Raw genomic sequence first — 25973 nt, forward strand, 5'->3', positions numbered from 1 at the left:
CCTCCTTGGCAGGCATACTGCGAACTAATTAATTGGTCTGGTTGTTGAACCTTTGCCCCTGATGTCTGCCAGATTCTATGCACCGGCATCTATCAACCAGCGATTTTGACTCAGCAATGCACGTCACTGCATGGACATGTTTTCTAGACCAGCGGTAAGCGCCTGTCAAATCGAGCCATAACCTTGCAAACTGACCTATATCCTCTGAAACGCCCTATCTACTGGCTTAAGAGCAGGCAATATGCTATCAGTAATGCTAGTTTTTCAGGATTAAACCATGCTGGCCCAGCGCGCCTCCCGCCATCCCCAAGTTACACATGCGATCATCTCGCTGCTGTTCGTAACCTTGATCGCCGGGATTCTGAGCGGATGGCAGGCCATGCTGAATGCGGAGCAGGAGCAATCCAAGGCCCGTCTGCAGCTTGAAACTGACGCGATAGCCGAACAGCTGCAGATTCGCTTCGAAATGCAGGCGCAGGCACTGCAAAGGCTTGGCGACCGCTGGCCACTGCATCACGAAAACCGGCATTTCTGGGAGCAGGATGTCCGTGCCCTGCTGACAGGATTCAATAACTTCCAGGCAATCGAATGGCTGGACAGCCAATATCGGCTACAGTGGATTGAACCGCTGGCCGGCAATGAAGAAGCGGTGGACTTCGTCTATACCCCCGCCCATTCAAACTACTCGGTACTCAAGCAGGCACAAAACACCCAAACTCCGCTGCTGAGCAATAGCTTCACGTTGCTTCAGGGTGGCCACGGGCTGGCCTATTTCGTACCGCTATACCGCACAACCAATGAGCCAACCAGCTTCGATGGCTTTCTGATCGGCGTTTTCCGTGTCGAAGTCCTGCTTGGCGATCTGCTGCGCGAAGAGCGCAATTACCAGTTGAGTATAGATTTTCGCGACGAGGAACAGCTGCTGTTCAGTCACCGAACAGAAGATACTCTGCAAAAAAGCTGGAGTGTCAGTAGCCCGGTATTACTGGGTCGCAACTCCGGCTTTCACATCACCGCGATGCCCACTGCCAGCCTGATGGCCAGTAGCACCACCCACTTGCCGCTGCTGATTCTGATCAGTGGGCTGCTGGCTTGCGTCTCGCTGTGCTACGCACTATGGCTGGCGCTACTGAGCGCGCAGCGACTGCAAGCCCTGAGTGCCAGCAATCACCAACTGCAACAGGAAATCGTGCGCAGGCAAAGTGTCGAGCAGAGTCTGCATCAGAACCAGGCCCAGTATAAGCTGCTGCTGGACATGACCAACTACAGCCATGATGCGCTGTTCATCATTGGCATGAATCCGCAGGAACTGGTCTATCTCAACCGTACCTGCTGGATAAGTCTGGGTTACACCGAGGAAGAATTGCGTCAGATCATCGCCATTGCCCCCGCGGATATCATGCCGGACGCCCTACGCTGGTCTCTGGAACTGCGCGAGCTGGCAGAGCGCGGCGGAAACTCGATTTATCAGCAACACGTGACCACCCGGCAAGGCAAGAACATCCCCTTGGAAATCAGTGTTCAGCACCTGAATCGCTATGGGCGCGCCTATCTGATCTGTGTGGGCCGCAATAATAGTGAGCAGTTGGAGGTCGCCGCGCGCCTGCAGCAGCTGTCGCAACAGGATGGGCTGACCGGGCTGTATAACCGCCGCTACTTTGACGAAGCACTCGATAGAGAGTGGCGCAGAGCCCGCAGGCAATCCGGCCCCCTAGGGCTACTGATGCTGGATGTTGACCACTTCAAGGCGTTCAACGACAGCCTGGGTCATCAAGCGGGCGATGATGCACTCAAGCAACTGGCGAAGGCCATGAGCGAAAACCTGCTACGCGAAGGCGAAGCGGTATGCCGCTACGGTGGGGAAGAATTCGCCGTGATTCTGCCTGGCGCCGATATCAGCCAATGCGCCGAGGTCGCACGCCACCTGCATGCAGCGGTCAAGGAACTGCAGATCGCCCATCCTTCCAGCCGACAGAGCTGGCTGACCGTGAGCATCGGCGCCGCCAGCCTGCCAGCCGTTGAAGGGGAACACCCGGAAAGCCTGATCAGTCTGGCTGACAAGGCGCTGTATCAAGCCAAGGCGGCCGGCCGTAATCAGACCTTCCTCTACGGGGCGGACGATCCGGGCTGATCAGCCAAGATACAGCTGATAAGCCGGATTATGGGTCTCGTCCCAATATTGATAGCCTATTTCATCCAGCGCCAGCGGCACCTTGTCGCGCTCAGCCAGAGGCACCTGCAGACCCACTACTACCCGGCCATAGGCCGCGCCGTGGTTGCGGTAATGGAACATGGAAATATTCCAGCGCCCACCCAGTTTGTTAAGGAAGTTGAACAAGGCGCCAGGCCGCTCCGGAAACTCGAAGCGATAAACCATCTCGTCGCTGATCTGATCGCAATGCCCGCCAACCATATGCCGAATGTGCAGCTTGGCCAGCTCGTTATCGGTCAGATCCATCACCGGGAAGCCCTGCTCACCCAACATTGCCACCAACTCGCTACGCGGATCCTGCTCGGGATGGGTTTGCACACCGACAAAAATGTGCGCCTCACTGGCGTCATGATATCGGTAGTTGAATTCGGTAATCGCCCGCTTGCCAATCGCCTGGCAGAAGGCTTTGAAACTGCCGGGGCGCTCCGGAATAGTCACCGCCAGCAGGGCTTCTCGCTGTTCGCCGATTTCCGCGCGCTCGGCCACGTGACGCAGGCGATCAAAGTTCACATTGGCGCCGGAGTCGATTGCGATAAACACCTTGCCGCTGCAGCCTTCACGCTCCACATACTTCTTGATGCCCGCCACGCCCAGGCAACCTGCTGGTTCGCAGATCGAGCGCGTATCGTCGTAGATGTCCTTGATCGCCGCGCACATTTCATCAGTCGAGACGGTGATGACCTCATCCACGTAATGCCGGCATACCTCGAAGGTATGCTCACCAATCTGCGCCACAGCCACGCCATCGGCAAACAGCCCGACCTGGCTAAGCACCACCCGGCTACCGGCATCCATGGCTGCCTTCAGGCAGGCCGATTCGGTCGGCTCGACCCCAATCACTTTGATGTCTGGGCGCAGATATTTGACGTAGGCTGCGATCCCCGCAATCAAGCCGCCGCCACCGACCGGAACGAAGATCGCATCAAGCCGGCCCTGGTGCTGACGCAGGATTTCCATAGCAATGGTGCCCTGGCCAGCAATGGTGTCCGGGTCATCATAGGGATGGATATATACCAGCCCCTTTTCCTTGATCAGCTTCTGCGAGTAAGCCAGCGCCTCGTCAAAAGCATCCCCATGCAAGACCACCTTGGCGCCCCGCGCGCGCACCGCGCGCACCTTGATTTCCGGCGTGGTGCGCGGCATCACGATGGTCGCCTTCACGCCCATATGCCGCGCGGCGTAAGCCAAGCCCTGGGCATGATTGCCGGCTGAGGCGGTGACCACACCACAGGCCCGCTGCTCATCACTGAGCAGCGCCAACTTGTTATAGGCCCCGCGAATCTTGAAGGAAAAAACCGGCTGCAGATCTTCACGTTTGAGCAACACGGTATTGTCCAGACGTTCAGACAAAAAGGGCGCTGCATGAATGGGCGTTTCCACGGCGACGTCATAGACGCGGGAACTGAGGATCTTCTTGACGTAGGTTTCCAGCATGGGGGCTTCTATTTGTATGGGCTAAAACCGCCAGTCTAGCGAATCAACTGTCCGCCGACTACACGCGCGGCAGCCGCAGTGCGTATAATCTGCGACTTCATATTGGCAATAACTCAATGGCACTAAAGGTACCGGTCCATGACTCAAGATGAACTCAAACAGGCCGTTGGCCAGGCAGCGGTGGACATTTTGCTGCCCACTCTGGAAGACAAGAGCATCATCGGTGTCGGCACTGGCTCGACCGCCAACTGTTTTATCGACGCATTGGCAAAGCACAAGGGTTTTTTCGATGGTGCCGTGGCCAGCTCCCAGGCCACCGCCGATCGACTCAAGGGTCACGGCATTCCGGTCTATGATCTGAACAGCGTGCACCAACTTGACTACTACGTGGATGGCGCCGATGAGGCGAACAAACATCTGGAGTTGATCAAGGGCGGTGGTGCAGCGTTAACGCGGGAAAAAATCGTCGCCGCGGTGGCCAATACTTTTATCTGCATCGCCGATGAAAGCAAGCTGGTGAGCACTCTCGGAGCGTTTCCGCTGCCAGTCGAGGTGATCCCCATGGCCCGCAGCCACGTCGCGCGCGAGATCGTCAAGTTAGGTGGAGACCCGGTTTACCGCGACGGCTGTGTGACGGATAACGGCAACGTCATCCTCGATGTACACAATATGCAGATTCACGATCCGCGCAAACTCGAAGAGCAGCTCAACGCCATCGTCGGTGTGGTCTGCAACGGCCTGTTCGCCACCCGGCCTGCGGACATACTGCTATTGGGGACCGCCAATGGCGTGCAGACGTTGAAACGCGAGCGCTAAGCTAGCGCCAACCTGCCGGGTCAGGCATCACTTGGCAGGCACAAAGCGATAGAACAGATTAGGTTCACTCACCACATACACCCGCCCGGCATCATCCACCGCCAGGCCTTCAGCTTGTGGCACGGTTTGTTTCAGGCCGCTCATGCCGCGCCAGAGCCCGAGCAGACTCAGAGGCTCGCCACTGGCATCGTATTCAACCACCATGTGCGACTCGTCACTGAGCAACAACATATGTCCGGTCGGGCTGTGCATCGTCAGTGACGACAGATCATTCATAAATAGCGCGGGTGAGTCGGCCATGCCGGTTTCACGAATGGCAATATTCATCCGCTGCCCCGCCAGGGCGTCGACAAAACCTTCCACTGTCAACAAGCGCAGCGGATCGCGCTCCTTGACCACCAGCAGGCGCCGCCCTTCGTCATCCCATGACAAGCCCTCAAAACCCTTGTTGCCGCCCGAGTCCAGGCCAATGGTCAAGCTCGGAGCCTCGCTCAAGTCGAGTGTCTGCTGATCGTCCGCAAGCCGCGTCAGGATGAGGCGCTGAGTGCGCTCTTCAGCGACCACATACAGATCCCCGGCGACATGGGTAAAACCCTCCATGTCGCTGACCCCTTCGACCAGGATCTGCCGAATCAGCTCACCCTCCAGCGACAGTTCTATCAGCAGCGGGCGGCCATTGAGCACAGCGAACAGCGTATTGCTTTCCGGGTTATAGGTCAGCGCAGAGAGATCATCATCGATGCCGTCGACCGCCAGCCCTTCAATATCCGCGCGGTAGCGACCAAGATTGAACGCCTGCTCAGGCATGACCTGACGGTTGAGCTTCCAGTTCTGCCAGAACAACACATCCAGGTGTAGCGCATGCAGCGTCATCAACCCGGCCAACAGCGCAGCGAGGCAAACGAACAGAAGCTTGGTTTTCATGGCGCAGACTCCAGAACAGGCCAATTAAACAGCGGGGTAATGCCAAACCTGGAAGGGTTTAATGCGTTACGCTGGTCGCAACCTGTAACTGTCCAGCGAGATCCAGCTCCAACCGATCACCTGCGTTAAGTACGCCCACACCAGCAGGTGTACCGGTGATCACCACATCTCCGGGCAGCAAGGTAAATACCGCTGCAATCTGCTGCAGCAAGGAAATGATCGGCGTAATCATGTCGGCGCTGGAGCCCTGCTGGCGTATTTCACCATTGATCTTCAATTCCAGCGTCAAGGCATCCAGTGCGGGGGTCTTGTCAGGCGTGACAAATGCCGACAGCGGGCAAGCGCCGTCGAAGGCCTTGGCGCGCTCCCATGGATGCGCCTTGGCTTTGAGCTGATCCTGTAACTCGCGCAGTGTCAGGTCCAGCGCCAGTCCGATGCCGGCTATGGCGGCCTGCGCCTGCTCGGCACCCACCTCGCCAGTTAACGGCTGGCCGATCAGCAGCGCGATTTCCGTTTCGTAATGCACCGGCCCGCGCGTGGCCGACAGCACCAGTGGCTCACTCAAGGGCACCACTGAAGTGGAGGGTTTGAGGAACAGCAGCGGCTCAGCAGGCACCGGGTTATTCAGTTCACGGGCGTGTTCCGCGTAATTGCGGCCCACGCAAACGACCTTACCCATTGGCAAATCCGCAAGCGAACCGTCTGAGAACTGGTGCTGATAAGGCATGCTCTGCTCCATTAGTGAGTACTCTCCAACGCGAAAATCTTGCCGGGGTTCATCACGCCGTTGGGGTCGAAAACCGCCTTGATCGATTTCATCACGGCAATCTCCGCCGCACTGCGGCTGTAGGTCAGGTAATCGCGCTTGGTCATGCCTACACCGTGTTCGGCGGAAATCGAGCCGTTGTATTTCTGTACGATTTCAAACACCCACTTGTTCACCGTGGCGCATTTGGCAAAGAACTCGTCCTTGGCCATGGTTTCGGGCTTGAGGATATTCAGGTGCAGGTTGCCGTCGCCGATATGCCCGAACCAGACGATCTCAAAGTCCGGGTAATGCTCGCCGACAATCGCATCAATATCGTGCAGGAAGGCCGGGACCTTGCCGACGGTGACCGAGATATCGTTCTTGTACGGCGTCCAGTGCGAGATCGTCTCGGAGATGAACTCGCGCAGTTTCCACAGGTTCTGCAACTGCTGGTCGCTCTGACTCATGACGCCGTCGACTACCCAGCCCTGCTCGACGCAGTGTTCGAAAGTCGCCAGCGCTTCGTTGGCGATATCCTCGTTCAGCGCCTCAAACTCCAGCAGCGCATAGAACGGGCAGTCGGTCTCGAACGGCGCCGGCACGTCGCCGCGCTCCATGATCTTGGCCATCGCCTTGTCCGAGAAGAACTCGAAGGCAGTCAGATCCAGCTTGCCCTGAAAGGCATGCAACACCGGCATGATCGAATCAAAATCCGGGGTACCCAACACCATGGCCGTCAGATTCTTCGGTGCCCGCTCCAGGCGCATGGTCGCTTCGACAACAAAGCCCAGCGTGCCCTCGGCACCGATAAACAACTGCCGCAAGTCATAACCTGTGGCGTTCTTGATCAGATCCTTGTTCAGCTCAAGCAGCTCGCCAGTGCCGGTGACCACCTTCATGCCGGCGACCCAGTTGCGCGTCATGCCATAGCGGATGACCTTGATGCCGCCTGCGTTGGTGCCGATATTGCCGCCGATATTGCTTGAGCCTGCCGAGGCAAAATCCACTGGGTAATACAGCCCCTGCTCTTCAGCAAACTGCTGCAGCTGCGCGGTGATGACACCCGGCTGGCATACCACGGTACGATCGAATTCGTTGAACTCGACAATCTTGTTCATATAGTCGAAGGACACCACGATCTCGCCATTGGCTGCCACCGCGGCGGCAGACAGCCCAGTGCGACCACCGGACGGCACCAGCGCTAGCTTCTGCTCGTTGGCAAAGCGGACTATCGCCTGCACCTGCTCGATGTCTTTCGGAAACACGATAGCCAGCGGCGCCGGCTCGAAGTGTTTGGTCCAGTCCTTGCCCCAGGTATTCAGCGACTCAGGGTCGGTACGCACCTTGTCCGGCTCGACCAGGGTCTTGAGGGTTTCAATCACGGCTTCTGGGGTCATGGGCGGCTCTCAAACAGGATTCATGCTGTACCTGAAGACTTTTCATGCAGGGACAGGCATCAAAAAAGGGAGATTATGCTAGCATACGCGGCTTCCGAAACAGGACTCTTGCTGCGACAAATAAAGTCACAGATTCCTGCCGGCTCATCCTAATCAGCATTGCGGATACCAGACACCATGATTAAAACCTCGCTGGACAAAAGCAAGATCAAGTTTCTGCTCCTCGAGGGCGTACACCAGACCGCCGTCGATACCCTGAAGGCAGCCGGTTACACCAATATCGAGTATCACACTGGCTCGCTGCCGGAAGAACAGCTGAAAGAAGCCATTGCCGACGCGCACTTCATCGGCATTCGCTCGCGCACCCAGCTGACTGCCGAGGTTTTCAGCCACGCGCAGAAGCTGGTCGCAGTAGGTTGCTTCTGCATCGGTACCAACCAGGTCGATCTGGACGCTGCCATGCAGATGGGTATCGCGGTATTCAACGCACCCTATTCCAATACTCGCTCGGTAGCGGAGCTGGTACTGGCAGAATCGATTCTGCTGTTGCGCGGCATCCCCGAGAAAAACGCCTCCTGCCACCGTGGCGGCTGGATCAAGAGCGCAGACAACTCCTACGAAATCCGCGGCAAGAAGCTCGGCATCGTCGGTTATGGCTCTATTGGTACCCAGCTGTCCGTGTTGGCCGAAGGGCTGGGCATGCAGGTACTGTTTTATGACGTAGTTACCAAGTTGCCGCTGGGTAACGCGGTACAGGTCGGCTCGCTGACTGAATTGCTCGGCATGGCCGACATTGTCACCCTGCACGTACCCGAGACCGCCGCGACCAAATGGATGATGGGCGAGAAGGAGATCCGCGCGATGAAGCCCGGCGGCATCCTGATCAACGCCGCCCGCGGCACCGTGGTAGATATCGACGCGCTGGCTGGCGCGCTGCGTGACAAGCACCTGAATGGGGCGGCGATTGACGTATTCCCGGTCGAGCCGCGCTCCAACAAGGAAGAGTTCGTCAGCCCGCTGCGCGAGTTCGACAACTGCATCCTGACTCCGCACGTAGGTGGCTCGACCCTGGAAGCGCAAGCCAACATCGGTCTGGAAGTGGCAGAGAAGCTGGTGCGCTACAGCGATAACGGCACCTCGATCACCTCGGTCAACTTCCCGGAAGTGGCGCTGCCCTCGCATCCCGGCAAGCACCGCCTGCTGCACATCCACCAGAACATTCCGGGCGTGCTCAGCGAGATCAACCATCTGTTCGCCGAGAACGAGATGAATATCTGCAGTCAGTTCCTGCAGACCAATGACAAGGTCGGTTATGTGGTCATGGATGTGGATGCCGAGGATTCCGACATGGCGCTGGAGAAGCTGCAGCACGTGAAGGGCACTATTCGTTGCCGCGTACTGTTCTAAACCGCACGCCAGCCAGACGCCGGCCAACCTAGCGCAGTAGCGGGTTGTCCGGCCGACGGCGAAACCAGCCGACCAGGCTGGCGCGCTCCTTGTTTGCGGCCAGCACCTCATGCAGGATACGGTCGCTCATGAATACCGCCAGGCTGCCACCCAATGGCGCCACGTCATTCGGTCCTTCCGGCAGATGCAAGCGCAACTCCCCACCATCTCCCGGCTGCCATTGCTGATTCAGATAAGCCACCACTGACACTGTGCGCAATGGATTGCCTTTGAAGCGATCCAGATGCTTGCGATAACCCGCGCCCGGCGGATACAGCGCGTAATGGGTTTCAAAGCTGTCCAGCCCGAGAAACAGACTGCGGTTCAACCACACGCGCAGGACTTCCATAGTTTCCAGAAACAGACTATTTGCTGCGCTGGACGGGCACTGATCGAGCCAACGGGTATAATCACCGCGCACCGAGGGCAGCAACAGCTCCTCGCCCAGGGGTCCTACCGCTGCGGGCCTCAGCACATCGTTGTGCCAGAGCATGCGGCATTGGGCAGCGAGATCACTGACCAGCTCAACCGGCAAAGCCTGTTCCTGCACCGACCAGCCTTGCGCCGCCAGATCATCAGACACGCGCACAAAGCAGGCGTTTTGCGGCTCAGGGAACTCGGACATGGCAAATGACTCAAAAGGAGGGCTGGAGATCAACCCGGACACCACTGACACAGCCCGTTGAAACAGTCACGAACCTGCGCGCATTGTATCCACTGCACGCAACCCGGCAAGCCCCCTTTTAGCTCTTAATGCGAGACTCTATGCGCCTGAAACCCCTGCACCTGTTAATCATGGCATTACTCGCCGCGCTGGCGCTGACAACCATGAGCGTACGCGCCAATACCGACCAGCTGTACCAGCTGTCTGGTATGGCCACCCATCAGACCCACTTTCAGCATGCGTTGACCGCAGCCCAGCAGCGTTATGCCCAGCAATTGCCACGCAATGTTTATGAAAGCCTGGTACGTCAGAGCAATCAGCGCTTCGCCCCCCAGGCAATGACCGACCGCGCACAGGCGCGTCTGGCGTTGTCACTGGATGAAGCCAGTCACCGCCAGGCAGTGAATTTCTACCAAAGCGAACTGGGTCGGCGGATCGTCGATATTGAAACCCAGGCGACGTCTGCCGCCTCGGTAGCAACCATGCAACGCGGCATACCGCAAATGGACGTCAGCACCGAACGCCTGACCACCCTGCGTCAACTCAGTGTCAGCCTACCGGCCCTGGAGCTCGGGGTAGAGGTATCGATGTCATTGGCCAACCTCGCTACCCAGAGCGCCAATGATTTGCTTGGCGGGCTGTTTGAGGTCCCCGGCAACATGGTCGACAATCGTCGCGACACCTTGCGCGGACAGATGCAGCCTGATCTGCCCAACACCCTGGCTTACGTGTATCGCGACCTGACGGATGCGCAGCTGCAACAATACCTGGAGTGGGTTCAGTCCGACGCCGGGAAAAATACCAGCCGGGCGATGGAACTGGCAGCGAAGGACGCGTTGAATCCCTGAGGGTTGGGTGGTTCGGAGGCTCAGGCCTCCACTTCATCCAGTTGTTCGCCCAGCCAGGCAAGATATTCACGGCGAATGGATTCGCCCTCGTTGGCCAGGTGATGCCGGGCTTTGGGCAGAAAGAAGACTTCCGGGCTGCTGAACTTGTCTTCCAACACCCGCAGGTTGTGTTGCCAGTCCACCGTCTTGTCCATTCTCCCCTGAATGATCAGCGGCGAGTGCGTACTGCTCTGCGCCGACTCGATCCGCGGGATCCACTTTTCCAAGGCTTGAACCCAGGCCACGGGCAGCACCTGTGGCTGCAAGGGATCACGCTCGCGAATAAAATCCAGAAAGGCCTGATCGTTGGAGTTGTCGGTAAACTTGCGCCCCAGCTGCTGCACGAAGCCACCGAGCAGACGCAGGCTCATCTGCGACATGCCCCATTGCCGCGGACGCACCAGGGGAGCCATCAGCACGGTACGGCCCAGCTCGCTAGGCAGCGGGCCATGCAATAGCTTGTCAATCAGAATGGCGCCGCCGGTACTTTGCCCGAGCAGGTGCCAGGGCGCAGGCAGCTCCCACTGCGCGGCATGATCCAGCACCGCATCCAGCACCTTCTGATAACGCAGAAAGCAATCAATGCTGGCACGCTCACCACTGGACAACCCGTGACCGGGCAGATCGAAGGCGAGCACCGCAAGCCCCCGCTGCAGCGCCCAGCTGATCAAGTGTTTGTACAGGCCCATATGGTCGTAATAACCATGCAGGATGATCAACGTGCCATGGGCTTGGGCCGGACGCCATACCTGCACGGCCACGGCAAATTCATCCACCTGAATACGCCCCAGGTGCTGAGGTGAGTGGTCGCTGAAGTCGATGCCGTAGTACCCGGCGTAGCGCCGCGCCGGATCATCCAGCGGACGGCCCGGCTCCAGTAACGGCAGCCGCTCGACGAGCAAATCCAAAAAAGCCTGATCCATTCACATACCCATTGGGCGAAAGAGCGGTGACCCGGATTTGCCGAGCCGACTACGCAGCGCGACAGAATTCCACGCCTCGAACATGATTTGCAACCCATCATCGTGTAACATGCTGCCTCTCCAAATTCCACGTCCTGCGCGATCGCGCAGGTTGTCTGCAGAGTGAGGGTATTCCATGACTGAACGCGTCCAAGTCGGCAGCCTGCAAGTTGCCAAGGTTCTCCACGACTTTATCAACCAACAAGCCATCCCCGGCTCTGGCGTCGATGCCGCCGCCTTCTGGGCCGGCTTTGAAACGCTGATTAATGACCTGGCACCTAAAAACAAGGCCCTTCTCGCCAAGCGCGACGCGTTGCAAGCAAAAATCGATGCCTGGCATCAGGGCCGCAACGGTCAGCCGCACAATGCCGCTGAGTACAAGGCCTTCCTGCTTGAAATCGGTTACCTGCTGCCCGAACCCGATGACTTCCAAGCGACTACCGCCAACGTCGACGAAGAGATCGCACGCATGGCCGGCCCGCAGTTGGTGGTACCGGTCATGAATGCACGCTTTGCGCTGAATGCTGCCAACGCTCGCTGGGGTTCGCTGTATGACGCTCTGTATGGCACCGACGCGATTTCCGAAGCCGATGGCGCCAGCAAAGGTCCGGGCTACAATGAAATCCGCGGCAACAAGGTGATCGCCTTCGCCCGTGCCTTCCTCGATGAGGCAGCACCGCTGGCCAAAGGTTCCCACGTCGACTCCAGCGTCTATGTGATCAAGAACGGCCAACTGGCCGTGACCCTGCAGGACGGCAGCGAAACCGGCCTGAAGGACAGCGCGCAGTTTATCGGCTTTGTCGGCCAGGCTGATCAGCCGCAGGGCGTATTGCTCAAGCACAATGGCCTGCATTTCGAAATCCAGATCGACCCCACCAGCAATGTCGGCCAGACCGATGCAGCCGGCGTCAAGGACGTGCTCATGGAGTCCGCCCTGACCACCATCATGGATTGCGAAGACTCCATCGCTGCAGTCGATGCCGACGACAAGACCGTGGTTTACAGCAACTGGCTGGGCCTGATGAAGGGCGACCTGGCGGAAAGCGTCGCCAAAGGTGGCAGCAGTTTCACCCGGACCATGAACCCGGATCGCGAGTACACCCAGGCAGACGGCTCCACGCTGACACTGCATGGCCGCTCGCTGCTGTTCATCCGTAACGTTGGCCACCTGATGACCAACAACGCGATCCTCGACAAGGATGGCAACGAAGTGCCGGAAGGCATCATGGACGGTGCGTTCACCAGCCTGATCGCGCTGCACAACCTGAATGGCAACACCAGCCGCAAGAACACCCGCACCGGCTCGGTCTATATCGTCAAGCCGAAGATGCACGGCCCGGAAGAAGTGGCTTTTACCACCGAGCTGTTCGGCCGTATCGAAGACATCCTCGGCATGCAGCGCAACACGCTGAAAGTCGGCATCATGGATGAAGAGCGTCGCACCACCATCAACCTCAAGGCCTGCATCAAAGCAGCCAGCGAGCGCGTGGCCTTCATCAACACCGGCTTCCTCGACCGCACTGGTGACGAGATTCATACCTCCATGGAAGCCGGCCCCTTCATCCGCAAGGGTGATATCAAGGGCGCCGTGTGGATAAGTGCTTACGAGAACAACAACGTCGATATCGGCCTGGCAACCGGCCTCAAGGGCCGCGCGCAGATCGGTAAAGGCATGTGGGCCATGCCCGATCTGATGGCGGCGATGCTCGAGCAGAAAATCGGCCACCCGATGGCCGGAGCCAATACTGCCTGGGTGCCCTCGCCCACTGCCGCGACCTTGCATGCACTGCACTACCACAAGGTCAATGTTGCCGAGCGCCAGGCCGAACTGGCCAAGCGCACCCCGGCATCAGTCGATGACATCCTGACCATCCCGCTGGCACCCGATACCAACTGGTCTGCCGCCGAGATTCAGCAGGAGCTGGACAACAATGCCCAGGGCATCCTCGGTTACGTCGTACGCTGGATCGACCAGGGTGTGGGTTGCTCGAAAGTGCCGGATATCAATGATGTCGGCCTGATGGAAGACCGCGCCACCCTGCGTATTTCCAGCCAGCATATCGCCAACTGGTTGCGTCATGGGGTGTGCAGCAAGGAGCAGGTGATGGAAACCCTGCAGCGCATGGCTGCCGTGGTGGACCGTCAGAACGCCAATGATCCGGCCTACAAGCCGATGGCGCCGAACTTCGACGACAGCATCGCCTTCCAGGCCGCGGTTGAGCTGTGCGTTGAAGGCACCGTGCAGCCGAACGGCTACACCGAACCGGTTCTGCACCGCCGCCGTCGCGAGTTCAAGGCGCGCTTCGGTCTCTAAGATCTGAGCGGCTGAGACCCTCGATAAAACCCCCGGCTGGTCCGGGGGTTTTTATTTGCGCGATATTAATCAAAAACCACGACTTGGCGCACACTTCCCGCGCTTGAACAGGCTAACGACAAAAGCGCATCATTCGGGCAATCATATAGTTTTGAGGAAGCACCTATGGGTCTGGCTTGGTATATCGCCGCGGAACAGGAAATAGCCGGTCTGGAAATATTCGTTAACGGCAAATCCATTGCGCACACCGATGAGGAACGCCTCGAACAGCTTTGTCTAAAGCTGGGCGTCAGTCCATTAATGGATTTTTTCAGTGTCGATGCACAGGAGACAGAAGCGCTTCTGGAAGCTTATCTGGACGGTGACGAAGAACCGCTCAGCACACCGGAAGAAGAATGGTTTGCAGCGGCCGATGGCCTGATAACCGTGCGCGCGCTGGCTGATTATCTTGGCTCACATCCAGATGTGCTGGAAAAGCAGCAGGACATCATGGAGGACCTGAGCGAATACCAGCAGATACTTGAAACGCTAAATCAGCATCAAGTCCGCTGGCATCTGGCCATAGATATCTGATGGAGAAGCAGGAACGGATCGGTCCCGCTGCGCTCGATACCTGTCCGGCTTGGCCTTTTTTAGTGCTTCAGGATCACATACAACGCGTGAATGATGCCCGGAATAAAGCCGAACAACGTCAACAGAATATTCAGCCAGAAGTGACCCTTGAAGCCCACCTCCATAAATACGCCGAGCGGGGGTAACAGGATCGCGAAGATAATCTTGATTGGATCAGTCGCTGTAACAGCCATGATGGCTCCTTATAATATGTAGGACGAACACTAGCTCAGACACCCGCATTGCCCCAGAAGTTCTGAGCGTCTGTTATTAAGCCAATGGTTCTACAGGCCGAATCATGCGTTTGCGAATCGAACTCCACCGTAAACCCGGAAACAACGTGTCGCACGCGGGCGATATTCTTGAAAGGGCATTTCAGATCAGCCGGCTGATCCCGGCACGGCTATCGAAGGATGTGGCCCAACTGCTCGGCGGGCATGGGACCTTAGCTCGGCACGCGCTGTCGACCCCAGACCACCAACGCGATGCCGCCTAGAGTCATAACAGCGACCAGTACCAGGCGGACCGTAATGCTCTCATTCAGCAGCAAGGCTCCTGCCAGCGCCGCGATGATCGGCACACTCAGCTGCACACTGGCACCCTGAATTGCGGTTAATCCCTTCAGTGCGCTATACCAGAGGGCGTATCCGACACCAGAGGTCAGCGCGCCCGAAAGCAGCGCGTAAATCAGACCAGGCGCATCCACGCTGAGGCTGCCGAAAAAGGGCACCAATAACAGCAACGCAAAGGGCGTCGCGCGTAGAAAATTTCCCGCGGTGGCCGCTAACGGGTCGCCTGCGCCGCGCCCGATCAATGAATAAATTCCCCAGGCCAGGCCAGATACCAGCATCAGACTGCCACCTAGCAGAGGTGGCGCATCGGCGCCGGGCAGCAACAAGATAAGCAGGCCGGCCACTGCCAGTATCAATCCGAGCGTTTGCACGGTTCTAAGCCGCTCACCACGTACCAGACCCCATCCGGTCATCGTCAGCTGCACGGCGCCAAACAGCAGGAGTGCACCGGCCCCTGCCTGAAGATGAACATAGGCCAATGAAAATGCCGCCGCGTAAACAAATAGCGCGAGCGCGGAACGCCAATTCCCCGCCATGGCCTCGCTTCTGGTTCGGACATACAGCAGCACCAGCAGCGTGAGTGCTCCGGAGACGATGCGAATGGCAGTAAAACTGGCAGGGTCTATGTCCGTATCGCGCAGGGCCAGTCGGCATAAAAGCGAATTGCCGGCGAAAGCCAGCATAGCCAGGCAGGTGAGCAAAACGAAGCGTAGAGGTACGGCGTGAGTCATGGCGACGGTCCGGTCGTCAACAATCGACAACCCTAGACTCTGGACAACAGGCTTTCAATTAGTCTTTAGACGCATCCAGGCTACCAGCCACCGCAATGGCTGGTAGCCCCCAGCTCACAGACGGAAGTTCAGGCCTCCGCCAAACAGGCCAACCAAACCAATAATGATCAGATAAATAGCGACGATGTAATTCAGCAACCGCGGCATGATCAAGATCAGGATACCGGCAATCAGAGATATCAGGGGCGTCAAAGCGATGTTCATTGCATATTCCTTGCGAAGTGATTGCGAATTGTTGTGGCGTTTTGCTGTCTATCCTCTGTGAGGATTCATCTTGGACCGGCCGCCACGGCAGCAAGTTCATAACGGTCAATCGGAGGATTTCATGGCTACAGGCTGGGCGCAAGATGGCGCCGTACAGGATCAGATTGATGATACCGTCGATGAGGCGGTACAGCGCGCGCGCAGCCAGTTGCCCAAAGGCGAAAGCTTGCACCACTGCGAAGAATGCGACGCAGCCATACCGGAGGCAAGGCGCAAGGCCCTGCCAGGGGTGCGATTGTGCGTCAATTGCCAGGCCGCAGAGGATCATGCCCAGGCCCAGCACGGCGGCTATAACCGTCGCGGCAGCAAGGATAGCCAGCTGCGCTGATTCAGTTCAGCGATATGCAATTCACTTTTCAAGGGATATCAGAACTGCATGACACAACCTAGCAATGTCAGCGAAGACAACATTGAAATTGAAGAAGAACAAGCGCGTGAACCCATGCCGGAATTGACCGGTAACGAGCCTTTTTTCATGGTCATGAATACTGGATCCGGCAGCCAGAAGGCGCAGGATATCCAGGACACCATTGCCCGCGTCATGCAGGAATCCAACCGTCGATATGAGCTGATGGCAGTTGATGATGGAGCAGAGCTCATACCCACCGCTAAAAAAGCAGTGGCATTAGCCAGGGAGCAGGGTGGGATTGTGGTCGCGGTAGGCGGCGACGGCACCCTCAACGCCGTCAGCCAGGTGGTACTGGGCTCAGGTGTGCCCTTCGGCATTCTGCCGCAGGGCACATTTAATTATTTTGGCCGGGCCTACGGCATTTCCCAGGAAACCGAGATCGCCGCTCGCTGTCTAGTCGATGCCCGAATCCAGCCGGTCAATGTCGGGCTGTTGAACGATAAGGTATTTCTGGTCAACGCTAGCCTGGGACTGTACCCGCAGCTGCTTGAGGACCGCGAGGCTTACAAGCAGCGCTTTGGTCGCAGCAGGCTGGTTGCACTCTGGTCGGCCCTGGCGACCCTCTTCAGGGCGCACCGCCAGCTCAAGGTACAGATAGATCATGAAGGCAAGCGCGAGGTCTTACGCACGCCAACCATCGTCGTCGACAATAACGCGCTGCAGCTCAAGCACATGGGGCTGGACCGGAAACCCGAGGTGCAACATAGCAACAGTCATTTGGTCGCAATCACTTCCAAACCACTCAGTACCCTCAACCTGTATGGCATCCTGTTACGCGGTCTGCTGAGTCGCCTGGGAGAGGATGAACACGTGATCAGCTTCGGCTTCAATACCATGACCGTGCGCCTGGGTGCGGGACGCAAACGCACCAAAGTGGCCATGGATGGCGAAATTTCCTATATGCGCTCCCCTCTGATATTCAAGGTGGCAGAACATCAACTGCCTTTACTGGTCGCCCGCGATCCTGAACTGCGGGAGATTGCATGATCCGGCTGCTGCAAATATCCGATACGCATTTTGGCACCGAACGACCAGAGGTTATGGCAGCAATCAGGCAACTGTGCCGAGAGCACACGCCCGAGCTGGTGATCCTCAGCGGCGATATCACCCAGCGTGCTCGGCGCGTACAGTTCGCGGCGGCCAAAGATTTCACTGATCAGCTAAATGCGCCGCTGCTCAGCGTGCCAGGCAACCACGATTTACCGCTATTCAATCTACTGGCGCGCCTGTTCAGCCCTTACCGCAACTATCGCCGGTACTTTGGTGATGAACTTGAACCTGAATTCGAGACCGATCGCATGCTGGTGATCGGAGTAAACAGCACTCGTCCTGGCCGACACAAGAATGGCGAACTGACTGACGAGCAGATCGAGCGGGTCGCCGGGCGGTTGCGCCAGGCGGATCCAGACCAGCTGCGGGTGGTGGTCCAGCATCACCCAGTACGCGCGGTGGAAGCCACCGATACCGCCAACCTGATGATAAACCGTGAAAAAGCTGTACCGGCCTGGGTCGACGCTGGCATGGACCTGGTTCTCGGCGGGCACATTCACTTGCCTTATGTACTGCCCTTATACGGCAAAGAGGGCAAAGAAGGACGGCAAGCCTGGACGGTTCAGGCCGGCACTGCCGTGTCCGAGCGGGTACGCGGCAATATTTCCAACTCGGTGAATCTGATCAGTTACCAGCACGTTCAGGGTAAACCCCAGTGCGTAGTTGAACGCTGGGATTACTCACAGACCTCACAACGCTTTGAATCGGCACGCAGTACCGCCGTAGCCATCAGCCGTAACCCAGCCTGAAAACATAGCCAGAGAGGCATTAGCCAGAGCACCCATGTCCGAGTTCATCACCAAAAAGCCCTGCATCGATATTTGCGAATTCAACAAGCATGATATTTGCAAAGCATGCGGGCGCACCCATGAGGAAAAGAAGGCCTGGAAACGACTCTCGGACAAAGACAAGCACGCGATCTGGACCCGCGTGCTCGCCTCTCACGGTAGCGGCCCCACCAAGCCGGCGAAGGCCTTGCGGGCGCTCTACCGCAAAGCTCAGGAGCGAGCCGGGCGACGCTGAGCGGGCACTCAACTTTCCTACCCCAGCTGGCTGGCAACGCCCAAAGGCGGATAGCCACACCAGCGCACATCGACTATCCTTGGATCATGGCGAGTTGCCTTACCGTCAACAGGGCACACGCGATGCCAATACGTGATTCAGTTGCTGCAAAGGGTCCTGACTTGTATTCCCCCTCTCCCAAAGTGATGGACCTGTTACTCGACGCCATCTGCGTGGTAGATCCCCAGGGACACTTCGTTTACATCAGTGGTGCCTGCGAGCGCATTTTCGGCTATACGTGCGAAGAGTTGGTCGGCACATCAATGATGGATCTGGTGTATCCAGATGATCGTGAAAAGACCTTGGCCACCGCCAGGGAAGTCATGCTCGGCCAGCAGAAAAATCATTTCGAGAATCGCTATGTCCGCAAGGATGGGCAGATTGTGCACATCATGTGGTCAGCCAGTTGGTCTGAAGAGGAGCAGTTGCGCGTCGCCGTCGCTCATGATGTGACTGAGCAGAAAAAAACCGAAGCGCTGCAGGCTGCGGTTTACGCGATTTCCGAGGCGGCCAATAGCGCTGAGGATCTGGCCGCTCTGTTCCTGCTGATTCACCAGATCGTCGCCCGACTACTACCGTTGAATCTGTTCTGTGTCGCCCTGCGCGAGGAAGACACTGGCTCGCTGAACTTCCCTTATTACGCCGATCAGCATAACTCACCGGACGCCCGAGAATCGGTCGACGCCAGAACACTTGGTGCAGAAATCATTGCCTCAAGTGCCCCTTTGCTACTCACCGCCGACACCCCAGCAGATGACATAGCCCTGCATGCGCTGAGCGACACCAGCTCGCTGAACTGGCTCGGGGTACCCCTGATCACTACCCGCGGCACCTTCGGCGCCCTGCTCCTGCACAGCAGCTCCACTACCCAGCGCTACACCAGCAGGGATCTGGAGCTGTTGCATTATGTCTCTACACAGATCGCCTCTGCGGTACAGCGCATGCAGATGCAGTCGCGACTGCAATTCCTCTCGCATTACGATCATCTGACCGAACTGCCCAACCGGACCCTGCTCTTCGATCGCATGGAGCAGGCGCTGGCCAGAGCGCGACGTGACAACGGTAAGGTGTCACTGTTATATCTGGATTTGGACAAATTCAAACAGGTCAACGACACCTACGGCCATGGCATCGGCGACCAATTGCTGCGAGCCGTGGCGGATCGCCTGCGCCAGTGTGTCCGTGAAGTCGACACAGTCTCACGGGTAGGCGGGGATGAATTCGTTATTCTGCTCGAGAACATCAGCCAGCCCGAACATGCGCTGCTGGTGGCAGAAAAAATTCGCGAACAGTTGAACATGCCCTTTCATCTTGCCGAGCACAGCCTGACGATTATTCCGAGTATCGGTATTGCGCTCTACCCTGAACACGCGGACGAGCAAAACGAATTGCTGAATCTCGCAGACCGCGCGATGTACTACGCCAAGCAAAGTGGCGGCAACCGCTTTGAAATCGCGCTGAAGAAAGATCGGTCGGATAACATGGGTCACTGAGCAATTAGAATTGTCGCACAGGCCAGGCTGAGGCTCAGGCTTAGCAACGCAGCGTGTACAGGTACAGCGCTTCGACTTTTTCCCGCGCCCAAGGCGTCTTGCGCAAGAATTTCAGGCTGGAATTAATGCTTGGGTCGGTGGTGAAGCACTTGATATTAATCCGCTGCCCAAGCTCTTCCCAGCCATAGCGTTCGACCAAGGTGCTGACGATCACCTTCAAGGTAACGCCGTGCAGCGGGTCAGCATGTTGCTGCTCAGCCACGCGGGGCGCCCTGCGCTGCCTCGGCGGATTCATCCTTTTTCACCCGAATGCGACTGCCGCCCACTTCCAGATTATTCAATGCCTTGATCGCAGCCTTGGCGTCATCATGCTTGGGCATTTCGACAAAACCGAAGCCCTTGGAACCGCCGGTGACCTTGTCCAGCACCAGCGTGCATTCGGTCACCAGGCCATGCCCTTCAAACAGGTTGCGCAGCTCGGTTTCAGTGGTGGTACGGGCAAGATTGCGAATCAGCAGTTTCATGGGCGGTCCGTGGTAGAATGCGATCCGCACACTATACGCCTATCCGGCCCGGGCTTCACGGGCAAGCGCTGCTGACCCCATCAACTCAGCGGCCAGCACCCAACACACGAGCCCTGCATGCCAGCATCTTTTGTCATTATCGGCCTGATCGATCCCAAGAGCCCGAGCAATGTCGGCGCGGTTATGCGCGCCGCCGGCTGTTATCAGGTGAATGAGGTGCGCTATACCGGCGGGCGCTATGACCGCGCCGCACGCTTTCATACCGACACCAAGAACGTCAGCCTGAGCATTCCGCTCACAGGCGTGACTGAACTGCTCGGCGATCTGCCGGATGGCACCAGCGTGGTTTGTGTAGAGCTGGTCGAAGGCGCTACCGCCCTCCCGCTTTTCGTGCATCCCGACAACGCGCTCTATGTATTCGGCCCCGAAGACGGCAGCCTGGATCAAGCGCTGGTCGATCGTGCCGATGCGGTGGTTTACGTGCCAACTGTGGGCTGCATGAATCTCGCGGCGAGCGTCAATGTAGTGCTCTACGATCGGCTGGCAAAATCGGTGCGGGCGCAGGGCAGTGATGCGTTGATTCGCAGCAGCCGCGATACCAATAACAGTGTGCGAGTCAAACAACCCGCCCCTCAGTAAACCTCTCTCTGCATTCAGGAATAAACCACCGTGCCACCCGCTTGCGAATACCATGACGTCATCATTCTCGGCGCCGGTGCCTCCGGTCTGTTGTGCGGCTTTACCGCAGCCCAGCGCGGGCGCAGCGTACTGATCCTCGAGCGGGCCAACAAGGTCGGAAAGAAGATCCTCATGTCCGGCGGCGGGCGCTGCAACTTCACCAACCACTTTGTCGAAGCGGACAATTTTCTCTCCGCCAACCCGCATTTTTGCAAATCCGCACTCAAGGGCTACACCCAGTGGGACTTTATCGCGCTGGTGGAAAAGCACGGTATCGCCTACGAAGAGCGCAAGCACAGCCAGTTGTTCTGCAAGGAATCAGCCAAGGATATCGTCGCCATGCTGCTGGATGAATGCGCCGAGGCTGGCGCTCAGGTTCGCAGCCATTGCGAACTGGACAGCATCAGTGCGCTGGACGGCGACAATCGCCGCTATCAACTTGAGCTGCACCACGACGGCCGTCCACAGACGCTGCAATGCCAGTCATTGGTGGTCGCCACTGGCGCGTTGTCGGTGCCGACCCTGGGCGGCAGCGGTGTAGGCTACGAGATTGCTCGCCAGTTCGGATTGTCAGTGACTGAAAGGCGTGCCGGGCTGGTACCCTTCATGTTCAGTGACAACATCAAGAGCCTGTGTGAACGCCTGAGCGGCACCGCGCTGGAGGTCAGTGTCAGTTGCAATGGCACCACCTTCGCCGAAGCCATGCTTTTCACCCATCGCGGTCTCAGCGGTCCGGCGATGCTGCAGATATCCAACTACTGGTACCCGGGCGACGCCATCAGCATTGACCTGTTGCCCGAGCAGGATGCCACGCAGTGGCTATTGCAACACAAGCAGGAGCAGGGCCGCGGAAGACTGAAAACGCTCCTGTCGCAGCTGCTGCCCAAAGCCCTGGTAAGCGAGTTACAGACACTATGGTGGCCCGGCAAAGAAGAATCCCCTTTAGCCGAATTCAGCGACCGAGACCTGCAGCGCGTCGGCCAGTTGCTCAATGCCTGGCAGCTCAAGCCTTCGGCCACCGAAGGCTATCGCACCGCCGAAGTCACCCTCGGCGGTGTCGACACCGCTGGCATCAGCTCCAAGACCATGGAAGCCAAGCAACAGCCAGGTCTGTATTTTATTGGCGAAGTGCTGGATGTCACCGGGCACTTGGGCGGCTTCAACTTCCAATGGGCCTGGTCATCCGGCTACAGCGCAGGGCAGGTGGTTTGAGCGCACGCTGACATAACAACGGAACCCTCGCCAAGACGCTCCGGTCGAATGCAACAGCTATTGCAACGGAGAATTGCCATGCACCTTGTTTGTCTATCCCGTGACCCTCTATGCACGTGGAGCGGCCTGCTACTGTGCCTCTTTCTCGTTGCTGGCTGCGAACCCCTCGCTGGCGACTTCCCTCGCGACCCCCACCACAGCCTGGAACGGATTTTGGAACGTGGCACCATGCGCGTCGGTGTGGTTGCCAATCCACCCTGGATAGCCGAGGTGGAATCGCTACCAGTCGGGCCTGAAGCCGAGTTGCTCACGGATTTTGCCGAACAGTTAGGCGTGGACATAGAGTGGCATTGGGGCAGCGAAGAGGAATTGTTTGAGGCTCTTAAACAATATTCACTTGATGTAGTAGCTGGCGGCCTGACTAGTAGCACTCCCTGGCAGAAAGAGATCGGCCTCACTCTACCCTATTATAAGAACACGGCCGTGGTCGGGACGCGGGAAGAAGCGGACCAGTTGGATCCGCTGGATGGGCGTGAAGTGACCATACGGCCAACCAGCGGACTTAAACGCTTGCTTCAGAACCGCGATGCCCGGGTGAACGAAAACGACAATCTGTCTGGCAGTGACGACGCTATCGCCGCGCAAATGTGGGAGGTACGGGGGATGGGTTGGCACGCCAGCGACGTGGTTTTGCGCGAGCTCCAACAGGTATTGGCAGTTCCGTCCGGGGAGAATGCGTTATTGATGCGCCTGGAGCGCTTCGTGCTAGCTAACGTAGATGTCGGGCAGTTGGAAGCGGAGTTATGGCAGCACCGGAGCAGGCCATGAAGCTGTACACCGATTACCAGTTGCCGGCGGACAAGGAAGCTGGCCTGGCCAAAGCCATACGTCTGGAGTGGTGGTCCATCGGCTTCATGCTCAGCATCGTTGCCGTCATGGCGCTGGCCATGGGCTCATCCCAGGCGATGAAAATGGCGTTAATAGAAGACGTTCTCAGCCTGACGCCACCCATCACCTTTCTGCTGGCCATGCAACTGCGCAGGAAAAGGCCCAATGCCAGCCATCCTTATGGATACAGCAGGGCATCACTTCTGGCGTTTCTTGCCGCGGCCGTGGCTATCCTGCTTTTCGGTCTGTTCATGCTCTACGACTCGGCCACAACGCTGATACAACAACATCATCCAACGCTCGGGCACTTTCATTTCGCCGGTAATAGCTGGGGTATCTGGTCAGGCTGGATAATGATCGCCGCGCTCATCTACAGCATGATTCCGCCCATGATCCTTGGGCGCATGAAATTGCGCTTGGCTCGGGATCTGCACGAGAGCACCCTGTATGCCGATGCCACCATGAACAAGGCTGACTGGCTGACTGCGGCTGCCGGTATCGGCGGAGTATTGGGGCTAGGCATGGGGTTCTGGTGGGCCGATGCGGTCGCTGCGGGCATTATCGCTCTGGATGTCCTCAAGGATGGTGTCGGCAACGTCCGACATGCCATGGGCAACCTGATGGACCGCCGCCCTACCGAGGTATCCAGCGGCAAACCGCTGCGTATTGAGGAGGCGATTCGAGAAACGCTAGTCCAGCACACTGATGTGATTGATGCGAGAGCCAGACTCAGGGAAGAAGGTCACATTATTTCCGGCGAAATCCTTGTGGTGTTCCACGACCACACCATCACTGCCGGCCGTGCAGAACAATTGGTTCAACAAAGCGCCAAACTCGACTGGCGCCTGAAGAGCCTGGTGCTGATGCCGGTCGAAAGCATCGAACTGGACTGACCGCTCGCGCTAGAGGCTTGGTCGGCGCCAGAGTGCCAGAAATATCAACATTGCCAAGCTTGTGTACAGCACGATTGGCAGCAATTGCGGATAGCGGCTGTAAAAACTTCCGCCGGCAGAAACAGAATGGGGCATTGCAGCAAGCAATTCAGCGGGCGCAAATGCATCTGTCTCAGCAATGATGCGGCCGTTCGGCGCGGCCACCACCGATGGCCCATTGTTGATCAAGTGAATCATTGGAACGCGATTTTCCACCCCTCGCACGACAGACATGGCGCTGTGCTGAAACGGCTGAGTGGTCTCGCCGAACCAGTTATCCTGGGAGACGAACAGCAGCACCTTACCCGCAGCGTCTTGCCCAATCGAGTTGGCGATAAATGCTGGGAACGCCGTCTCGTAACAGATTTTCGGTACGATGCGCATGCCGTTGACATTGAAAATCTCGTGACGCTGCCCAGGTTCCAGCGGGGTTAAAAACTCACCGAAGAACGTCCTGGTCAACCAGCCGATGCCCGGCAGATGGAAAAAGGTCGGCAGGTATTCGCCGAAGGGCATCAGCCGCATTTTTCGGTAAACCCCACGCTGTCTGCCCTCCCCGTCCAGGTAGGCCAATGCATTGAAATGCAGTTTCTGGCTGCCCTCCCATGCTCGTTCGGCGTCATGCAAAATCAGTGAAACGCCGCTCGCCCGCAGTTTTTCGGCATAGCTCAGTCGCACGCTATAGTGATCAAAATAGCCCTTGTACCGGGCCTCAGGCCAGACCACCAACTCGGCGCCCGCCTGCGCCAGCCGCTCAACGGCAGCCATTTCCGGCGGGTACTCGCGGCTAAAGCCCGTTGGCGGTTCAGGTACCGCCAGGGTTACTGCGTCATCAGGTTGCACCAGGCCGACACGGCGAACGTCCCAGCCGCCCATAAGATCATCCCAGTGATGCAAGCTGATCAATCCATAGGTGAACCATGCTGCCAACAAGGCCAAAGCCAGCAACTGCCCCAAGCGCTGGCCGCGCCCCTGGCCAGTGATGAATTGAAAGACCAGCACACCAGTCATCAATATCAACATATCCAGCGCCTGCACACCGAACAGCGAAACGCCCTGCAATGCCATTAGGAACTGCGCCTGCGGCTCGGCGTAGTAGGCGCCAAAAAGCAGCGGGTAGACACTCATTATCAATACCATGCACAGGGGAAAGCTCAACAAGTCCCAGGTCGGCAAGCGTGTCGAAAGCCAGCGGAGAAGCGCACAGGAAAGGCCTATGGAGAAGCCGGCAAAACACCAGAAAACCGAGCTGAGAAGCGCGGCGATCGGCCAACTGAAATCTCGCAGGTTGATCAGAAACTGGATAATCCAATAACTGGCAATGGAGAAATAAGCCACACCCGCCAGCGATCCCAGCAGCAGCGCGGAAGACCAGCGCACACCCTGCAAGGCAAATAGCAGAGGAACGCTGCCGAACCAAGCGGTCCAGTACATGGCCTGATCCAACCAGGGAAGGCCCATCAATAATCCACCGGCCAGCGCCAGCAATACGCGCGGCAACCACCCCAGAGTGGCCGGCTCAGATCGGCTCAGCGGAATATCCATAGCTGAAGAAGCGGGATCAAGCCGGGGCATCTCTTGTCTCCAAACAGGCCAGTGTCTGCTAACGAAGGGAAGCGCCGATAGCCAGAACGTCAAAACCTTAGTCAGCGGGGCGGCTGGGAGCAATAGCCTGTTCGGGT

The 25973-nt window shown here is 57.8% G+C and carries 27 protein-coding genes; 15 read left to right on the top strand and 12 right to left on the bottom strand.

Translation table 11 applies throughout. From position 1 onward, the window contains the following. Nucleotides 1-277 precede the first annotated feature (277 nt). Nucleotides 278-2131 (top strand): diguanylate cyclase, encoded by a 1854-nt coding sequence (locus tag EAO82_RS19105; RefSeq protein WP_096347077.1) that lies wholly within the window; start codon nucleotides 278-280, stop codon nucleotides 2129-2131. Here EAO82_RS19105 and ilvA read toward each other — a convergent pair whose 3' ends face one another. Continuing rightward, nucleotides 2132-3646, bottom strand: a complete 1515-nt coding sequence (gene ilvA, locus EAO82_RS19110) for a threonine ammonia-lyase, biosynthetic (protein WP_096347076.1) — start codon at nucleotides 3644-3646, stop codon at nucleotides 2132-2134. Nucleotides 3647-3784: 138 nt separating this feature from the next. Between ilvA and rpiA the strand changes: the two genes are divergently transcribed. Then, nucleotides 3785-4462: a ribose-5-phosphate isomerase RpiA gene (gene rpiA / locus EAO82_RS19115; protein ID WP_096347075.1), complete on the top strand. Its 678-nt coding sequence runs from the start codon at nucleotides 3785-3787 to the stop codon at nucleotides 4460-4462. 27 nt (nucleotides 4463-4489) lie between these two features. Here the strand turns inward: rpiA and EAO82_RS19120 are convergent, their stop codons facing one another. From EAO82_RS19120 to EAO82_RS19130, 3 genes are read right to left on the bottom strand one after another with little or no spacing between them, the layout of a single operon-like run. Continuing rightward, nucleotides 4490-5386, bottom strand: a complete 897-nt coding sequence (locus EAO82_RS19120; RefSeq protein WP_096347074.1) for an SdiA-regulated domain-containing protein — start codon at nucleotides 5384-5386, stop codon at nucleotides 4490-4492. 58 nt (nucleotides 5387-5444) lie between these two features. Beyond that, the gene (locus EAO82_RS19125; protein WP_096347146.1) at nucleotides 5445-6113 is read right to left on the bottom strand and encodes a fumarylacetoacetate hydrolase family protein; all 669 of its coding nucleotides are present in this window, start codon (nucleotides 6111-6113) and stop codon (nucleotides 5445-5447) included. An 11-nt stretch (nucleotides 6114-6124) separates the two neighbouring features. After that, nucleotides 6125-7531, bottom strand: coding sequence for an FAD-binding oxidoreductase (locus EAO82_RS19130; protein ID WP_096347073.1), 1407 nt, complete (start codon nucleotides 7529-7531; stop codon nucleotides 6125-6127). 177 nt (nucleotides 7532-7708) lie between these two features. Between EAO82_RS19130 and serA the strand changes: the two genes are divergently transcribed. Further along, nucleotides 7709-8938, top strand: coding sequence for a phosphoglycerate dehydrogenase (gene serA, locus EAO82_RS19135; RefSeq protein ID WP_096347072.1), 1230 nt, complete (start codon nucleotides 7709-7711; stop codon nucleotides 8936-8938). Nucleotides 8939-8966: 28 nt separating this feature from the next. Here serA and EAO82_RS19140 read toward each other — a convergent pair whose 3' ends face one another. Beyond that, entirely contained in the window at nucleotides 8967-9602 is a 636-nt protein-coding gene (locus EAO82_RS19140) for a 2OG-Fe(II) oxygenase (RefSeq protein WP_096347071.1), read from the bottom strand. A gap of 140 nt (nucleotides 9603-9742) precedes the next feature. Between EAO82_RS19140 and EAO82_RS19145 the strand changes: the two genes are divergently transcribed. Continuing rightward, nucleotides 9743-10489, top strand: a complete 747-nt coding sequence (locus tag EAO82_RS19145) for a DUF2059 domain-containing protein (RefSeq protein WP_174959038.1) — start codon at nucleotides 9743-9745, stop codon at nucleotides 10487-10489. 20 nt (nucleotides 10490-10509) lie between these two features. Here the strand turns inward: EAO82_RS19145 and EAO82_RS19150 are convergent, their stop codons facing one another. After that, entirely contained in the window at nucleotides 10510-11451 is a 942-nt protein-coding gene (locus EAO82_RS19150; protein WP_096347069.1) for an alpha/beta hydrolase, read from the bottom strand. Between the two features lie 175 nt (nucleotides 11452-11626). Here EAO82_RS19150 and EAO82_RS19155 point away from each other — a divergent pair, with 175 nt between their 5' ends. Both EAO82_RS19155 and EAO82_RS19160 read left to right on the top strand, forming a co-directional pair. After that, nucleotides 11627-13804: a malate synthase G gene (locus tag EAO82_RS19155; RefSeq protein ID WP_096347068.1), complete on the top strand. Its 2178-nt coding sequence runs from the start codon at nucleotides 11627-11629 to the stop codon at nucleotides 13802-13804. Nucleotides 13805-13969: 165 nt separating this feature from the next. Then, nucleotides 13970-14377 (top strand): hypothetical protein, encoded by a 408-nt coding sequence (locus EAO82_RS19160; RefSeq protein WP_096347067.1) that lies wholly within the window; start codon nucleotides 13970-13972, stop codon nucleotides 14375-14377. A gap of 59 nt (nucleotides 14378-14436) precedes the next feature. Here the strand turns inward: EAO82_RS19160 and EAO82_RS19165 are convergent, their stop codons facing one another. From EAO82_RS19165 to EAO82_RS19175, 3 genes are all read right to left on the bottom strand, one after another. Beyond that, nucleotides 14437-14610: a YqaE/Pmp3 family membrane protein gene (locus EAO82_RS19165; RefSeq protein ID WP_096347066.1), complete on the bottom strand. Its 174-nt coding sequence runs from the start codon at nucleotides 14608-14610 to the stop codon at nucleotides 14437-14439. 251 nt (nucleotides 14611-14861) lie between these two features. Further along, nucleotides 14862-15719, bottom strand: coding sequence for a DMT family transporter (locus EAO82_RS19170; protein WP_096347065.1), 858 nt, complete (start codon nucleotides 15717-15719; stop codon nucleotides 14862-14864). Nucleotides 15720-15833: 114 nt separating this feature from the next. Next, nucleotides 15834-15983 (bottom strand): DUF3096 domain-containing protein, encoded by a 150-nt coding sequence (locus EAO82_RS19175; RefSeq protein ID WP_022961673.1) that lies wholly within the window; start codon nucleotides 15981-15983, stop codon nucleotides 15834-15836. A 121-nt stretch (nucleotides 15984-16104) separates the two neighbouring features. Here EAO82_RS19175 and EAO82_RS19180 point away from each other — a divergent pair, with 121 nt between their 5' ends. The 5 genes from EAO82_RS19180 (at nucleotide 16105) to EAO82_RS19200 (ending at nucleotide 20057) form a co-directional block, all read left to right on the top strand. After that, complete coding sequence (locus tag EAO82_RS19180; protein WP_096347064.1) at nucleotides 16105-16371, top strand: DksA/TraR family C4-type zinc finger protein; 267 nt, start codon at nucleotides 16105-16107, stop codon at nucleotides 16369-16371. Between the two features lie 48 nt (nucleotides 16372-16419). Further along, nucleotides 16420-17439 (top strand): diacylglycerol/lipid kinase family protein, encoded by a 1020-nt coding sequence (locus EAO82_RS19185; RefSeq protein WP_174959041.1) that lies wholly within the window; start codon nucleotides 16420-16422, stop codon nucleotides 17437-17439. Beyond that, on the top strand, nucleotides 17436-18251 hold the full coding sequence (locus EAO82_RS19190; protein ID WP_096347063.1) for a metallophosphoesterase family protein: 816 nt from the start codon (nucleotides 17436-17438) through the stop codon (nucleotides 18249-18251). The genes EAO82_RS19185 and EAO82_RS19190 overlap by 4 nt, the downstream gene beginning before the upstream one ends. Nucleotides 18252-18285: 34 nt before the next feature. Further along, entirely contained in the window at nucleotides 18286-18525 is a 240-nt protein-coding gene (locus EAO82_RS19195; protein WP_218838630.1) for a DUF1289 domain-containing protein, read from the top strand. Nucleotides 18526-18647: 122 nt separating this feature from the next. Beyond that, nucleotides 18648-20057 carry a diguanylate cyclase domain-containing protein gene (locus tag EAO82_RS19200; protein WP_410402938.1) on the top strand — a complete coding sequence of 470 codons (1410 nt, stop codon included), beginning with the start codon at nucleotides 18648-18650 and terminating at the stop codon, nucleotides 20055-20057. Nucleotides 20058-20097: 40 nt separating this feature from the next. Here EAO82_RS19200 and EAO82_RS19205 read toward each other — a convergent pair whose 3' ends face one another. Next, nucleotides 20098-20319, bottom strand: coding sequence for a VF530 family protein (locus EAO82_RS19205; protein WP_231703246.1), 222 nt, complete (start codon nucleotides 20317-20319; stop codon nucleotides 20098-20100). Beyond that, nucleotides 20312-20581, bottom strand: a complete 270-nt coding sequence (locus EAO82_RS19210) for an RNA recognition motif domain-containing protein (RefSeq protein WP_096347060.1) — start codon at nucleotides 20579-20581, stop codon at nucleotides 20312-20314. The genes EAO82_RS19205 and EAO82_RS19210 overlap by 8 nt, the downstream gene beginning before the upstream one ends. A 117-nt stretch (nucleotides 20582-20698) precedes the next feature. On the opposite strand from EAO82_RS19210, the gene EAO82_RS19215 reads away from it, so the two are divergent. From EAO82_RS19215 to EAO82_RS19230, 4 genes are all read left to right on the top strand, one after another. Beyond that, a complete protein-coding gene (locus EAO82_RS19215) occupies nucleotides 20699-21220 on the top strand; it encodes an RNA methyltransferase (protein WP_096347059.1) in 522 nt (173 codons plus the stop codon). A 30-nt stretch (nucleotides 21221-21250) separates the two neighbouring features. Further along, complete coding sequence (locus tag EAO82_RS19220; protein WP_096347058.1) at nucleotides 21251-22471, top strand: NAD(P)/FAD-dependent oxidoreductase; 1221 nt, start codon at nucleotides 21251-21253, stop codon at nucleotides 22469-22471. Between the two features lie 213 nt (nucleotides 22472-22684). Continuing rightward, the gene (locus EAO82_RS19225; RefSeq protein ID WP_174959044.1) at nucleotides 22685-23299 is read left to right on the top strand and encodes a transporter substrate-binding domain-containing protein; all 615 of its coding nucleotides are present in this window, start codon (nucleotides 22685-22687) and stop codon (nucleotides 23297-23299) included. Next, entirely contained in the window at nucleotides 23296-24252 is a 957-nt protein-coding gene (locus tag EAO82_RS19230; RefSeq protein ID WP_174959046.1) for a cation diffusion facilitator family transporter, read from the top strand. The genes EAO82_RS19225 and EAO82_RS19230 overlap by 4 nt, the downstream gene beginning before the upstream one ends. A 9-nt stretch (nucleotides 24253-24261) precedes the next feature. Here the strand turns inward: EAO82_RS19230 and lnt are convergent, their stop codons facing one another. Continuing rightward, nucleotides 24262-25866, bottom strand: a complete 1605-nt coding sequence (gene lnt / locus EAO82_RS19235; RefSeq protein WP_096347055.1) for an apolipoprotein N-acyltransferase — start codon at nucleotides 25864-25866, stop codon at nucleotides 24262-24264. Nucleotides 25867-25973 lie beyond the last annotated feature (107 nt).

The organism is Halopseudomonas pelagia, from assembly GCF_009497895.1.
Classification (GTDB): Bacteria; Pseudomonadota; Gammaproteobacteria; order Pseudomonadales; family Pseudomonadaceae; genus Halopseudomonas; species Halopseudomonas pelagia_A.

Bases quoted from the DNA above. Each gene is read 5' to 3' on its own strand.
- EAO82_RS19105 (WP_096347077.1), top strand. From the start codon at position 278: ATGCTGGCCCAGCGCGCCTCCCGCCATCCCCAAGTTACACATGCGATC.
- ilvA (WP_096347076.1), bottom strand. From the start codon at position 3,646: ATGCTGGAAACCTACGTCAAGAAGATCCTCAGTTCCCGCGTCTATGAC.
- rpiA (WP_096347075.1), top strand. From the start codon at position 3,785: ATGACTCAAGATGAACTCAAACAGGCCGTTGGCCAGGCAGCGGTGGAC.
- EAO82_RS19120 (WP_096347074.1), bottom strand. From the start codon at position 5,386: ATGAAAACCAAGCTTCTGTTCGTTTGCCTCGCTGCGCTGTTGGCCGGG.
- EAO82_RS19125 (WP_096347146.1), bottom strand. From the start codon at position 6,113: ATGCCTTATCAGCACCAGTTCTCAGACGGTTCGCTTGCGGATTTGCCA.
- EAO82_RS19130 (WP_096347073.1), bottom strand. From the start codon at position 7,531: ATGACCCCAGAAGCCGTGATTGAAACCCTCAAGACCCTGGTCGAGCCG.
- serA (WP_096347072.1), top strand. From the start codon at position 7,709: ATGATTAAAACCTCGCTGGACAAAAGCAAGATCAAGTTTCTGCTCCTC.
- EAO82_RS19140 (WP_096347071.1), bottom strand. From the start codon at position 9,602: ATGTCCGAGTTCCCTGAGCCGCAAAACGCCTGCTTTGTGCGCGTGTCT.
- EAO82_RS19145 (WP_174959038.1), top strand. From the start codon at position 9,743: ATGCGCCTGAAACCCCTGCACCTGTTAATCATGGCATTACTCGCCGCG.
- EAO82_RS19150 (WP_096347069.1), bottom strand. From the start codon at position 11,451: ATGGATCAGGCTTTTTTGGATTTGCTCGTCGAGCGGCTGCCGTTACTG.
- EAO82_RS19155 (WP_096347068.1), top strand. From the start codon at position 11,627: ATGACTGAACGCGTCCAAGTCGGCAGCCTGCAAGTTGCCAAGGTTCTC.
- EAO82_RS19160 (WP_096347067.1), top strand. From the start codon at position 13,970: ATGGGTCTGGCTTGGTATATCGCCGCGGAACAGGAAATAGCCGGTCTG.
- EAO82_RS19165 (WP_096347066.1), bottom strand. From the start codon at position 14,610: ATGGCTGTTACAGCGACTGATCCAATCAAGATTATCTTCGCGATCCTG.
- EAO82_RS19170 (WP_096347065.1), bottom strand. From the start codon at position 15,719: ATGACTCACGCCGTACCTCTACGCTTCGTTTTGCTCACCTGCCTGGCT.
- EAO82_RS19175 (WP_022961673.1), bottom strand. From the start codon at position 15,983: ATGAACATCGCTTTGACGCCCCTGATATCTCTGATTGCCGGTATCCTG.
- EAO82_RS19180 (WP_096347064.1), top strand. From the start codon at position 16,105: ATGGCTACAGGCTGGGCGCAAGATGGCGCCGTACAGGATCAGATTGAT.
- EAO82_RS19185 (WP_174959041.1), top strand. From the start codon at position 16,420: ATGACACAACCTAGCAATGTCAGCGAAGACAACATTGAAATTGAAGAA.
- EAO82_RS19190 (WP_096347063.1), top strand. From the start codon at position 17,436: ATGATCCGGCTGCTGCAAATATCCGATACGCATTTTGGCACCGAACGA.
- EAO82_RS19195 (WP_218838630.1), top strand. From the start codon at position 18,286: ATGTCCGAGTTCATCACCAAAAAGCCCTGCATCGATATTTGCGAATTC.
- EAO82_RS19200 (WP_410402938.1), top strand. From the start codon at position 18,648: ATGCCAATACGTGATTCAGTTGCTGCAAAGGGTCCTGACTTGTATTCC.
- EAO82_RS19210 (WP_096347060.1), bottom strand. From the start codon at position 20,581: ATGAAACTGCTGATTCGCAATCTTGCCCGTACCACCACTGAAACCGAG.
- EAO82_RS19215 (WP_096347059.1), top strand. From the start codon at position 20,699: ATGCCAGCATCTTTTGTCATTATCGGCCTGATCGATCCCAAGAGCCCG.
- EAO82_RS19230 (WP_174959046.1), top strand. From the start codon at position 23,296: ATGAAGCTGTACACCGATTACCAGTTGCCGGCGGACAAGGAAGCTGGC.
- lnt (WP_096347055.1), bottom strand. From the start codon at position 25,866: ATGCCCCGGCTTGATCCCGCTTCTTCAGCTATGGATATTCCGCTGAGC.